Origin of the sequence: Microcoleus sp. AT9b-C3, assembly GCF_036705485.1 — a bacterium.
In the GTDB taxonomy this organism is placed as follows: Bacteria; Cyanobacteriota; Cyanobacteriia; order Cyanobacteriales; family Microcoleaceae; genus Microcoleus.
In genome coordinates this window covers 21,551-35,353 of the sequence record NZ_JAUBUR010000010.1, presented here as the reverse complement: position 1 = coordinate 35,353, position 13,803 = coordinate 21,551, and the positions used below count along the sequence as shown (strand labels likewise).

General features: G+C 50.8%; 6 protein-coding genes and 1 pseudogene. 6 read left to right on the top strand and 1 reads right to left on the bottom strand.

Annotated features, from left to right (window positions below; translation table 11 throughout):
* Positions 1–78 precede the first annotated feature (78 nt).
* From QUB77_RS11640 to rodA, 3 genes are all read left to right on the top strand, one after another.
* Entirely contained in the window at positions 79–2,490 is a 2,412-nt protein-coding gene (locus tag QUB77_RS11640; protein ID WP_333170457.1) for a tetratricopeptide repeat protein, read from the top strand.
* A 61-nt stretch (positions 2,491–2,551) separates the two neighbouring features.
* Positions 2,552–2,899, top strand: a complete 348-nt coding sequence (locus QUB77_RS11635; RefSeq protein WP_190661613.1) for a VOC family protein — start codon at positions 2,552–2,554, stop codon at positions 2,897–2,899.
* Positions 2,900–3,141: 242 nt separating this feature from the next.
* Positions 3,142–4,401, top strand: a complete 1,260-nt coding sequence (gene rodA, locus QUB77_RS11630) for a rod shape-determining protein RodA (RefSeq protein WP_333170458.1) — start codon at positions 3,142–3,144, stop codon at positions 4,399–4,401.
* Positions 4,402–4,919: 518 nt separating this feature from the next.
* Here rodA and QUB77_RS11625 read toward each other — a convergent pair.
* Positions 4,920–6,287 carry a proton extrusion protein PcxA gene (locus QUB77_RS11625; RefSeq protein ID WP_333170459.1) on the bottom strand — a complete coding sequence of 456 codons (1,368 nt, stop codon included), beginning with the start codon at positions 6,285–6,287 and terminating at the stop codon, positions 4,920–4,922.
* A 52-nt stretch (positions 6,288–6,339) separates the two neighbouring features.
* Between QUB77_RS11625 and QUB77_RS11620 the strand changes: the two genes are divergently transcribed.
* From QUB77_RS11620 to QUB77_RS11610, 3 genes and pseudogenes are all read left to right on the top strand, one after another.
* Positions 6,340–8,550 (top strand): recombinase family protein, encoded by a 2,211-nt coding sequence (locus tag QUB77_RS11620; protein WP_333170460.1) that lies wholly within the window; start codon positions 6,340–6,342, stop codon positions 8,548–8,550.
* Between the two features lie 380 nt (positions 8,551–8,930).
* On the top strand, positions 8,931–12,206 hold the full coding sequence (locus tag QUB77_RS11615) for an Ig-like domain-containing protein (RefSeq protein WP_333170461.1): 3,276 nt from the start codon (positions 8,931–8,933) through the stop codon (positions 12,204–12,206).
* Between the two features lie 34 nt (positions 12,207–12,240).
* Positions 12,241–13,803: pseudogene (locus tag QUB77_RS11610) on the top strand (calcium-binding protein); the annotation flags it as partial.

The window sequence follows — 13,803 nt, the reverse complement described above, 5'->3', positions numbered from 1 at the left end:
ACTGTTTGAGGGTGTAAGCGAGTCGGAAAAAGTCTGTTAAAGTTGTCTCAGATGGGTAACGCTAAACCTGGTGACTAAATGGAAGCCGATCGTGCACTGGATTTTACCAACTCGTTACTTGTGGCTCGAAACCTGAAAACTCTCGATAACCTTGACAGCGCGATCTTTCGCGAAGCTTGGCAAGGCGTGCAAGGCAGGACGTACCAACAGGTTGCAGATAGTGAAGGGTATGGAGTAGGGACTGTTAAGGACGCTGCCTCTAATTTGTGGAAGCGACTTTCAGCGCTGTTTGGAGAAGGCGAAAAAGTCAAAAGAGACAACCTTCAAGCGGTTGTAGAGCGGTATTGGCGCAGCTACTCGAAACTTGAACCGCAGTCGGGACAAACTGTTCCGGCCCAAGTATCTCTCGGAGTTGATGCGGATTTGGAAATCGAAAACCCGAATTTTTTGGGCAGAGTCGGGGCAATCGAAGATCTCAATACTCTTGTCGCCCAAGGTGCAAAAGTGATTGTCATCCAAAGTGCCGGCGGTATCGGCAAAACAACTTTGGCCAGACAGTATCTCAAATCTCAAGGGTTCGATCGAACCATTGAACTGTTGATGGCAAAAGAGACAGAGAACATCACAGCCTTAGAAAGCGCGATCGAAGAATGGCTCAAGCAAGACTTTCAGGAAGAACCAGGGCCCGACTTTGGCGTCACCCTGGGGCGGCTGAAGCGGCAGCTTCAGACTCACAAAGTCGGCGTATTGATTGACAATTTGGAAGCCGCACTCGACGGACAAGGTAAGTTTATTGAACCGCACCGGCTTTACGTGGAACTGTTGCGAGTTTTGGCCGACGCAGCCGTGCAGTCAGTAACGCTGATTACCAGTCGCGATCGACTTTGCGATTCTGATGTCACCGTCGAACACTACTTGCTTCCGGGATTAGAGGTGGAAGTTTGGCGACAGTTTTTTAGCTGCCGCAACATCAATATAGATGATGTCGCCCTCAAGGAAATGCACAAAGTTTACGGCGGCAATGCCAAAGCAATGGGCATTATTTGCGGCACGATCCGAGAAGATTTTGACGGAGATATGGCGGCTTACTGGCTGGAAAACAGCGACCATCCGCTCGTTGAAACAGACTTAAAAAACTTAGTTACCAGTCAATTCAACCGCCTCCTCGAACTCGATTCGGAAGCCTATCAACTCCTCTGTCGCTTGGGCTGTTACCGCTATCAAGACGTGCCGACAGTCCCTACTGACGGACTTTTGTGTTTGCTGTGGGACGTGCCCGAAGCCGGACGCCGACAAATCATTAAATCGCTGTTGCACCGATCGCTAGTCGAGTCTCAGAAGGGCGAATACTGGCTGCATCCCGCAATTCGGGAAGAAGCGGTCGATCGGCTCTCGCCCGGAGACTGGGAAACTGCAAACCGCAAAGCCGCCGAGTTCTGGAGCGAGAGTGTTGAAAATATTGAAACGGTAGAAGATGCGCTGAAAGCTTTTGAAGCTTACTATCATTATGTGGCAATTAGTTGTTTCGAGCAGGCCGCGAGCGTCATCCTCAAAAAAATCAATATCCAGTTTGCCAAAGATTACAAGCTGGGTAGAGCGCTCTACAAATTAGGTTTCTTGCAGCCAATAATTTCAGCAACTACTCGCATCGTCAACAATGTGACTTCTGATTATTATTTGAGTGGCTTATACAGTATTTTAGGTATTTGTCACCGGATATTAGGTGAAATAAATCAAGCGATAGAATGCCATCAAATATCAGAAATAAAAGCCACTAAATCTTTGCAAATTCTAGCGAAAAGCGGCGACCCGGAAAACGGCAAACAAGCTAATCTGGAATTCTGGAAAGTTAACGCTGCAATTAATATAGGTTTTTGTCAAATAGAAATGGGCGAATTAGAATCAGCTAGGGAGATATTTGTCAAGCTGAAAACTTCGCGGGACGAAATCGAGATTAACAGTTATTCGATCGATGTCGGGTTAGCTTTCCTCAACTCCTGTATCGGAGCCAAAAAAGAGGCGGAAGAGCTCGCCGAAAAACTTTATGCCGATCGGGAAAACAGTCATTTGGTGGGTACGGGATACAAGTTAGTTTTTCTCGCCGCCACCTATCAAAACCTGCCAGAGACAGAGAAAGCTTTGAGTTTGTACCGCCAAGCGATCGCCCAGGCCGACCAAAACCAGTACAGCACCATCAAAGCCAAAGCTCTCAGCGGTATAGCAGCACTGTACCGAGAACAGGGAGAATTTGACCAAGCCCTGCAGCACCATGCAGAAGCAATAGAAATACTCGATCGAGCCAGCGCTAAATTAGACCGAGCCGAAGCTTGCTATCAACTAGCACTGACAGAACAAAAACTTGGTAACATCGAGAAAAGTCAAGAAAATTTTGAGCGCGCCATTCAACTGTTCAGCGAAATGGACGCCCGCAAACAAGTAGAAAAAGTACAGTTAGCCGCCACAAAAAAAACAGAAAAAATACCTAATTAATCGAGCAAAAAATCAGAAAATAGATACAATAAACGAAAGAACAACCGTAAACTTTGTAGAGATGAAACTAAAACGATTGGGACACGTAGCCGTCTGCGTGCAAGATATAGAGAAGTCTGCTGAATTCTACCGCAACTTGGGTATGGAGTTAGTCTGGAAAGATGCAGACTGGGCTTATTTGAAAGCAGGAGAGGACGGATTGGCGCTGTTGAGTCCGAGTTACGACCAAGCAGGGCCGCATTTCGGGTTTGTATTTGACGATCGTACCGAAATGGAATCCGCCTACGAACAACTCAAAGCCGATGGTGTTTCCGTCACCCACATTCACGAACACCGCGACGGTACTGCATCTTTTTACGGCAGAGATCCAGATGGGAACGGCTTCGAGTACCTTTACGAACCGGCGTGACAATCATAGTTCGCGATCGAATCTGGGTAAGGTGCGCACTGCGCACCCTACAGATTAGTGTGTCCGCGCACTCCTACCCAGTTGCTTACGGCCCGGAACATCGCTACAACTCCCCGAATAATGTGAGGTACTCACACCGACGCTTCTAAAGTAAGGTGCAGACTCTGAATCCGAAATATATCCACAACTTCCGAAAATCGGCTCGATAATCTAAAATCTAAAATCTAAAATCTAAAATCCTCATGTTGCAGAGAATACAAGTCAGAAACCGCTGGAAATCAATCTTCAAACCCTGGGAAGAAGCAGACCCTTGGCTGTTTGGCGCTTGCATCGCCCTTACCATCTTCGGCGGAATCATGATCCGCAGCGTCGAAATCAACCAGGGACTGATCGACTGGTGGCGGCACTGGGTAACTGGCGCAGTCGGTTTGTTCCTCGCCATCATTATTTCCCGCTGTCGCTACCAAATACTGCTTGAGTGGAAATGGCCGATTTACATATTAATCAATTTGTCGCTGATCGCAGTGCGTTTTATCGGTACTACAGGGCTCGGTGCCCAGCGGTGGATCAACATCGGTGGCTTCTACCTGCAACCGTCAGAATTTGCCAAAGTAGGCATGATTGTCACTTTAGCAGCTCTCCTGCACGAGAAGAGTGTCCCCACAGTCCGGGATATGTTGAGGATGCTGGCGATTATGGCTGTACCCTGGGGATTGATATTTGCCGAACCCAATTTAGGTACTTCCCTAGTGTTCGGCGCGATCACAATGGGGATGTTTTACTGGGGTAATGTCAATCCCGGCTGGCTAATATTGCTATTCTCTCCTCTGATCTCAGTTCTCTTCAATAACCTGTCTACACCGATTTGGATAGCTTGGGTAGTTGTTGCGGGTATTATCGCTTGGCGAACCCTGCCTTGGCCCTGGTTGGGGACTTTCGGTGCTGTGTTGGTGAACGTTGTTTCTGGACACCTCGGACATCTTTTTTGGAATGTGCTCAAAGATTATCAAAAAATGCGCCTGACAGGGTTTTTAAATCCAGAGAAAGATCCTTTAGGCAGCGGATATCACTTGATTCAATCTCGGATTGCTATTGGGGCAGGGGAACTGAAGGGCCGGGGCTTGTTTCAGGGAACGCAAACTCAGCTTAACTTTATTCCCGAACAGCATACGGACTTTATCTTTTCAGCTATTGGCGAAGAATTGGGTTTTATTGGCTGTATTAGCGTGTTGTTGGTGTTCTGGATAATTTGTTTCCGGTTGGTGACGATCGCTCAAACTGCTAACGATAATTTTGGTTCTTTGCTCGCGATCGGCGTACTGTCAATGTTGATTTTTCAGGTGTTCGTAAATATTGGGATGAACATTGGCTTGGCTCCGGTTACGGGTATTCCGCTGCCTTTCCTAAGTTACGGGAATGCGTCGCTGCTGAGTAATTTTCTTGGCCTGGGGCTGGTGGAGGCGGTAGCAAGCCAGCGACAACGCAAGAAGCGTTGGAATTAGGTCATTGGTAATTGGTAATGAGTTTTGGGAATGCGATCGCGCTTTTGATTTCTTTCGAGAGATTCTGCGGGCGATCGCATTTTTTGTCGATCGACCTAGCCACATCTAAATTTTACGATTCCTGAGCCGAGCCTTGATGACTGTCAAGTTTGATAAAATTCTTGTGGGTGCGCGCTAGAACCCGCCCAAAAATAAAATTTAGAGGCCAAACAGCTTAAGTATATCAACTTAATTAAACCACTCCTGACGCAAACAATAAATGGTTTTATGCGCTATGAGTAAGCCACTCTGTGTGCAATGGACGCCCTACTGAGGACGTGAGCAATGCCTGAAACCCTTGCTATTATTACATCTTTTTTTCTTCTTCCTGCTTCCTGCTTCCTGCTTCCTGCTTCCTTCTATCCTTTACATCCGTTACATCAGTTACATAATCCGTTGCCGAACTTCCTGCTTCCTTCTATCCTTTACATCCGTTACATCCGTTACATAATCCGTTGCCGAACTTCCTTCGCCTCTAATTATTCGTTCATATTCTTGTACGTAGCAACAGCCGAAGGCGAACTCCGGTTTAAATAACGGAATATCCAATACTTAAATACCGTATCCAATATCACTGGAAACGTTGCAATGAACAAAAATATGAACTGCCTATTTTCTGGCAGTCCCAAATGCCTCGATAAACCTTCGAGAATTACTTCCCAACCATGAGGCGAGTGGAATCCGACAAACACATCTGTAAACAAAATAATTACGAAAGCTTTCGCACTGTCGCTGAGACCGTAAATCACATCGTCCATGAAAGACTTTAAAATCTCAATTTCTTTCTTGTTAGTGACGATAATAGCGGCAAAGGCAATGACTGAAATCAAATCGGCAAAAATATTTTTAATAGCTCCCCCACTTTCAGCGCGGTATTCCTCCGCGAGCTCAACTGCTTTCTCGGAAATCTTCTTTTCCATTTCCTCTAAAGAAAGCGACGGAGCAGTGCCTATTAACCTTTCAAATTTCAGGTGCTGCTCAAATCTCTCCAGTTCTTCTAATGCTTCTTCTTCCAGGTTAACATTTATGAAAACTGGGGCATTTTCTTGACCTCTAAAATGGTCAACTATCGGTCCGACTAGAAAGTTTTTGGAGATTTGATTCGTCAACAGCGGAACTAAAATCAAAAGCAAAATAAATCTGAGAGAAATAATTGTTTTTACTTTGGAATTGCGAAAATTTTTGACTACTTCTTTTTCAGCTCCAGGGTCTAAATCTTTAGTGATTCGATTCAAAGTTCCCAAAAGCGATCGCGGTAATAAGTTCACTTCTTCATAGTTAGTGTCAACCTCACCATCGTGAATTTGAACCGAATTAGCTGAACCTTTATTTTTGGGGTCAGGTGGAGAACTGTTATTTGTTGTAGATTTTGCCTGCAGATTTACTGAGCTGACAACCGGAACAATTGCCGTCGATCTACTATTATTAATATACTTGTCGATGACTCCATCAATAAACTCTAGCTTCTCAAATATAAGGGAGTCTCTATCTTTATGGTTGAGAGGTGATCCGTGCTGGTGAAGCTCAGCGCTGTGTCCCGTTTTCGGTTGTGCCCCCACTCGTTCCGGCAGTTCCAAAAAAGAACGGCTAGCATTAAACTCAACCATTCTGGTTTGGATGACCTTGAGGTATTTTTGCAGTTCGGATTTAAAGTAAGACAAGGTGCTTTGTCCGTACTCTCCAGATCGCTCAGAGATTCCTTGACCGCCAAAATGCTCGTCTTCGATCGCCTTAATTGCTAACGCAGCATCGTAGGCCTGTTCTAGAGCCCTCTCAGGCGTTTCTCGATACCATTGGTGAAGGCTGTAGAGATATTTTACAATCCTGTTCCACGAAAAAGTATTCATAGCTAAAGCTGGTTAGTTGGCTGTAGACATTAGTGATTAAAGTATTCACGGTATGGTAACAAATTTACATGAACTGAGAACGGCCAGCGAGGATTCAATTTGGATTGTCGGATCTGCCCGCAGTGGCAAAACCACTCGTTTAGTCGAGCAGTTCTGCATTTGGAGCAAAACTGTCAAGCCCCTGCCCACAAAAGTTTCAGGGCGATCGATCTCCGGGCGGCGGCGGGCTGGACAAACTGCCCCAGCAATTTTAGTCTTAGCAGCTAACGGAGACAACCGGCTAGAATTGGCCGATCGCATCGCCGTCGCTACCGAAGGAAAATATACCTTTCACTCCACAACGCCCTTCGGTTTTTTTGAGCAGGAGGTATTGCTATTTTGGCCCCTGCTAGTTCAGTCGCTGGATGTGAGGGCTCAATTTCCCCTGCGGCTGCAACCTGAAACAGAACTGGAACTTGCCACGAGACTCTGGCGTCGCGAACTAGACGAAGGCATTTTGCAACAAACAGGAGTAAGTCCAAACCGAATGGTGCGTCGAACACTAGACTTATTACAACTTGCTGCTGTCAGCGGTACGCCCAGAGAAGAGATTCCCAGCATTCTGGAACAGGGATTTGCTGGGGAGGGTGGCTCTAACAACCTGTGGCATAGCATGGGAGAGTTGCTGGAAAGGTGGCGGGAATGGTGCTTGACGCGGGGGCTGCTGACTTACGGGATTGTTTGCGAACTCTACTGGCGCTATTTGTTGCCGGATGTTAGTTACCAGCAGCATTTAGCCTCTAGATACCAAGCTGTGATCGCAGACGATGTTGACGATTATCCGGCGATAAGTCGCCATCTGTTCGATCGAATGCTCGACCAAGGTGCAGCGGGGGCGTTCTCCTACAATCGGGATGGAGGAGTGCGTTTGGGCTTGGGGGCTGACACGGAATACCTAGCCCGACTCGAAGGCCACTGTCAAAGCGTGGAAAATTTGGACGCAAAAGCCGGTTTAGCCCCAGAGATTGGAGATTTAGCGGTAAGTTTAGCAGTCAATTCTGACGGTTTTTATCCTTTAGGCTTGAGTTTGCCCGGATCGGTTCGATCGCTCCAAACCACTTCCCGGGCTCAACTGCTGCGAGAAACCGCCGAAATCATCGTGGATGCGGTGAAGTCACAAGCCGTGGAACCGCAGGAAATCGCCGTAATTGCCCCTGGGATGGATGCGATCGCCCGTTACAGTTTAACGGAAATTCTGGCGCGAGATGGTATTGCCGCCGTATCTCTCAACGATCAGCGTCCCCTCTCGACTACCCCAGAGATTCGAGCTTTACTCACTTTGTTAGCCTTAGTTTATCCGGGACTCGGCCGTTTAGTCGATCGAGACGGCGCCGCCGAAATGCTGGTAGTGTTGGGCAGCCAGAAACACCGTTCATTGGAAACAGAAGCTTCTAACTCGACTTTCAATCTAGAATCTCAAATTCACAATCAAAAATCGATCGACCAAGTGAGAGCAGGTTTAATCGCCGATCACTGTTTTTGTCCAAATCTCGATCGACCTCAATTGCTGCCAATTACAGCCTTTCCCCGGTGGGACAGAGTGGGACACCGAGCCGCCGCAGCCTACGAGCAGATTGTGGAGTGGATCGAACAACAGCGGTCGCAACAGCAGGAGCGGCTGTTGCCTAGTCCAATAGCCCTGCTCGATCGAGCAATCCAGAAATTTCTCATGAACGACAGATACCTCCCCTACGATCGGCTAGCAGCCCTGCGCGAGTTAATGGAAACCGCCACCCACTATTGGGAAATCAACGGGCGAATGCAGCGCGTAGAACCAACAAACGGCGGCGACTCAGAGACGATCGCCCGGTTCATCCAATTGTTGCGCCAAGGAACCGTCACCGCCAACCCCTTTCCAGTGAGTCCAGAAGGCCCAGCAGCCAGAGCCGTCACCCTCGCCAACATCTTCCAGTATCGCAGCAGCCGCCGCGCCCACAAATGGCATTTTTGGCTGGATGCCGGCTCGCCGCTGTGGCTGAGTGGCGGTGCGGCGACATTGTTTGGCGCTCCTTTATTTTTGCGATCGCAACAGGGGCGTCCCTGGGAAACCGAAGAGGAAACAGCGGCCGACCAACAGCGGCTGCGGCGAATTCTGCTAGATTTGTTAAGTCGCTGTTCCCTGCTTTACCTTTGCCACAGCGAACTATCCGTCAGTGGACAAGAACAAACCGGGCCACTTCTGCCCCTAATTAACAGCTCTGTTTCTTGTCAGCAGTCAGCATAAGGCCTTCGCTTCTGCAAGCCTTATGCACATCTGTATTCAGCATTCGACATTCGGAAAGAACAAATTATGACTGCAAAGATTTTTATTTTTTCTGCTTTTGGATAAATACATCAGGCTGACTCGAAGCCCGACTTGTAGGCTGGATCAAAATGCGGCGATGTTAAAGTATACCCAACATAGGCAGCAAAACGTGCAATAATTAATATTTTGATATCAAAAGATGCGGGGCTTAAAAAATATCCATAGCCGTTGCAGTTTTGATTTAGTATGCTAGAAATGATCGGGATTATTAATCAATTTTAAGCCAGATTTGTGCCAAAAAACTGATACTAATCAGTTCTTAAAGTTAATCGGGATCGTCGTTTAAAGGAGCCAAAATAATGCCAAGTGCAGTGCCAGTAGTAGTTATACCAACACCAGAACCCGAAACCCCAACACCAGAACCCGAAACCCCAACACCAGAACCCGAAACCCCAACACCAGACCCGCCGACGCCAACACCAGACCCGCCGACGCCAACACCAGACCCGCCGACGCCCACTCCCTCCGGGGACGACACATTTGGCGGCATAGACGACACAGTGGGCGGAGGCCAAGGTACCTCGCCCGGAATCATCGGAGGCGTAGTCCGCGGCGGAGAAACCAACGACTCCTTAGTTGGCAGTCCCGGCCCCGACGTGATTTCCGGGCTGCAAGGCAACGACAACCTGCAAGGAGCCGACGGCGACGATTTAATATTCGGGGCCGACGATGACGACGTGCTGTTCGGCGGGCCCGGCAACGACGTTCTCGATGGCGGTTCAGGACTCGATACCCTGTACGGAGGCAAAGACAACGACTCCCTCGACGGGGGAAATAACCCTGACGTGCTTTACGGCAATGACGGCAACGACACGGTAATCGGAGGCGAAGGCAGAGACACGGCTTACGGCGGCAAAGGCAGTGACAGCTTGCGTGGGGGTTCTGGCGACGATAGCTTTTTGGGCGATCGAGGCGACGACATCGTGTGGGGCGACCAAGGTAACGACTCGCTCTTCGGCGGCGATGGCGAAGACTTGGTATTTGGCAACGAAGGAGGCGACTGGCTTTACGGAAACGCCGGCGGGGATACATTTTTTTCCGGCGACGGCGACGACATCGTATTCGGCGGCGATGGTGATGACATCGTGGACGGCGGTGCTGGCAACGACGTTCTGTGGGGCGAAATAGACAAAGACATAATGGCAGGAGGCGAAGGCAGAGATGTCTTCGTCATCGGTGCCTTTAGTGCCCCCAGTGGCAGCAGCGACGGCACTAACGCGGCATTTCTCACCACAGGCGGCCCAGATCTCGCCGATGCCGACATTTTCACAGACTTTCGCCAAGGCGAAGATTTAATCGGGTTAAGCGGCGACCTCAAGTTTGAAGATTTGGTAATCTTCCAAAGCACTGAGACCAAAGCCGGCAGTACGATTATTCGCAACGGCGTCAGCGGCGACTTTTTAGCAGTATTGCCCGGAGTAGACAGCAGAACCCTAGGGCGAAGCTCATTTGTAATTGCCCCCAGAGTTCCCGGCAGCGCAACTCCGCTTCCCCTGCCGACGCCGACAGACAGTCCGACACCGACAGGAAGTCCGACACCGCCGACACCGCCGACACCGCCGACACCGCCGACACCGCCGACACCGCCGACACCGCCGACACCGCCGACGCCAGACGAGCCGGTGCCGACGTTCCCGACGCCGAATTTGCCGACGCCGACAGGAAGTCCGACGCCGCCGACACCGCCGACGCCCATCTTTAACCAACCTCCAAGAGCAGTTAACGACAACTTCACCACGGTGGCGGGTCAAGAACTCAGTTTCAACGTTCTGTTGAACGACACTGACCAGGAACAAAGCGCTCTGACTGTCACGACTTTTGCTCCAGCAAGCAAAGGGAGTCTGGTTCCCGTGGGCGGCGGCGTATTCAAATACACCCCGAATCCCGGCTTCTCGGGTACTGACAGCTTCAGCTACTCGATCTCAGACGGCAGCGGCGGCACAAGTAAGGCGGTAGTAACCATCAACGTCAGTAGCCCGCCGCAGCTAATAATTAACGACGGTGTGGTGGTTGCCAAAAGTAATCCTACCCAGACAATTACTGCAGCGGAGTTGTTAGTCACAGATCCCGACAACAGCCCCTTGGAAATCGTTTACACGATTACTAAAGCCCCCGACGCTACCAGAGGTTTTGTCCAAAGGGGCACCACATTTCTCAACGTCGGCGGCAAATTCACGCAAGACGATATCAACAACAACATCGTCAAATACAACTTGCTTGCAGGAGGTGGCAGCGACAGTTTCACGTTTACAGCCTCCGACGGCTCTGGAACTATCGGGCCGGCATCCTTCAGCATCACGGTGGTAGATAATATTGTCGATCGCAGCGCTCTCCCGGCGAGCAGCTTTACAGGCAGCAACCTCAGCGACTTCATCCTCGGCGGGGCCGGCGACGATACCCTCTCTGGGGGCGACGGCAACGACCTCATCGATGGCAGCGGCGGCAACGATGTCGTATTCGGTGAAACAGGCAACGACTCGCTGGTGGGTGCGATCGGCAACGACATCCTCGACGGCGGACTGGGCAACGACACCGTTGACGGCCAAGACGGCATAGACTCGCTGATCGGCGGACTGGGCAACGACCTGATGTTCGGCGGCAATGACAATGACAACCTCTTGGGCGGTGACAACAACGACACCATTGACGGCGGAACAGGCAACGACTCTATGTTGGGAGAATCCGGCGACGACTCGATACTTGGAGGCAGGGGCATCGACACCTTACTTGGTGGCATTGGCGACGACTCCCTCGACGGCGGTGCAGGCGACGACATCCTCGACGGTGGACTGGGCAGAAACTTGCTCGACGGCGGTATCAATAACGATTCCATCTCCGGCGGCGACAACGATGACACGATTTTGGGTGGAGAAGGCACCGACACGGGACTCGGAGGTTCGGGCAATGACTACGTGTTGGGCGAGGCCGGCAGCGACTCCCTCGACGGCCAAGCGGGCGACGACACTCTCGACGGCGGTGCCGGCAGCGACTGTCTCAGCGGCGCCTTCGGCAATGACTTGGTATTGGGCGGCGAGGACAACGACTCGCTTTCCGGCGGTGCAGGCAATGACATTTTGGGTGGCGGTGTCGGTTCTGACTTGCTCACGGGCGATGCTGGCAATGATTTCTTCTACTACGAAACTCCCAGCGAAGGCGTGGACGTGATTGCTGACTTTAACGCTAACGGCAGCGAGACCGACAGATTTTTGTTCAGGTCGTCAAATTTCGCAGGTTTAACCAACTCGGGAACTACCCTCGATTTCACCAGTTTTATCGTCAGGAATATCGGGTCTAGCGGCGACGACATCAGCAAGCAATCAGTCATTTTGTTTGAATCTAAATTTGATAACGCTCAAGCAATAAATGCAGTGTTGAAGAATCAAAAGGGTTCGAGCAAAACGGGAGCTTTCTTCGTGTACCTGAATAATACTTTTAACAAGTACGTTCTCGGGTTTGACCCGAATGTGGCAGATGACAGTCTCCCAGCTTTCGATTTGGCAGTGTTGAATTCTATTCCTACAGTGCCCGGAGCGCTCAGCACCGTCATTACTGCATCTGACTTTAAGTTTATTTAGTAGTTTTTGAGTAGCGTCGCAAGGAGTCGGAACAATGCCAAGTGCAGTATCAGTACCTTTTCTCGAAGGGCGGCTACCTGATGAGAACGAGGATAGTTTGGATAGCGGTACGGTGCCGCAGCCTACGCCGTCGTCGGGAACGGAGCCGATGATGACGGGGACGGAGCCGATGATGACGGGGACGGAGCCGATGATGACGGGGACGGAGCCGATGATGATGGGGACGGAGCCGATGATGATGGGGACGGGCCCGGATATTTCGGTCACGCCTGTGCCGCGGCCACCTGTGACAGTTCCCACGCCTCCCCCAGAGCCACTTTTTGTCGATGGCTTAGTTGTCGCAAATGACGGCAGTAACTATTTAATCGGCAGCTTGTTCAATGACACGATTTCCGGGGCAGGTGGCGACGACACGCTTCTGAGTCGGGACGGGGACGATCTACTCAGGGGCGAAGACGGTAACGATTCTCTCAACGGCGGCGCTGGTAAAGATATCGTTGAGGGCGGGCGCGGCAATGACACGGCGCGGGGCGGCAAAGAGGATGACTTGGTTTCTGGCGACGAGGGCAGTGACACTGTTTTTGGCGACCAGGGCAACGATCTTGTCTTGGGTTCTGAAGGCAACGACTCGCTGTACGGCGGTAAAGGCAATGACTGTCTGCGCGGTGGTGGGGAAGACGACCTGATTTTGGGCGACAAGGGCAGTGACACTGTTTTTGGCGACACAGGTAACGACTGCCTGCTCGGCGCTGCTGGCAATGATATTTTGTTGGGCCAGGAGGGCGGGGATGTCATCACCGGCGGTGTTGGTAATGATACTGGTGACGGCGGCGAGGGTGATGACCTGCTCTTCGGGGGCGACGGCAATGATTCGGTGTCGGGAGATGCTGGGGATGATATTCTTTCTGGCGATCGCGGATCGGATACTCTCACAGGAGGCGAGGGATCGGATATCTTTGTTCTCGGTAGGGTGGGCACGTCGGCTGGCAACGGGTTTCTCACTACTGGCGGCCGCGACATCGGCGATGCTGATGTAATTAGAGATTTTAATGCCGGAGATTCGATCGGTCTGGCTGGAGGTTTGAACTTTACAGAGTTAGAAATTTTCCAGGGCCAAGGCTCGAATTCTAGCAACACGATTATTAGGGACAGGCAAACTGGGGAATTTTTGGCGGTGTTAATTGATGTTCGATCGAACTCGCTAGATGAATCTCGGTTCACTACAGCTCAAATACCGCGCGTAAACGACAATCCCTTCACCATTGAGGGGACAACTCCTTCTAGCGGCGGGACAGGTACTAATAGCGGCGGGACAGGTACTAATAGCGGCGGGACAGGTCCTGCTAGCGGCGGGACAGGTCCTGCTAGCGGCGGGACAGGTACTAATAGCGGCGGGACAGGTACTAATAGCGGCGGGACAGGTACTAATAGCGGCGGGACAGGTCCTGCTAGCCCTGCCGGGACAGGTCCTGCTAGCCCTGCCGGGACAGGTCCTGCTAGCCCTGCCGGGACAGGTCCTTCTAGCCCTGCCGGGACAGGTCCTTCTAGCCCTGCCGGGACAGGTCCTTCTAGCCCTGCCGGGACAGGTCCTTCTAGC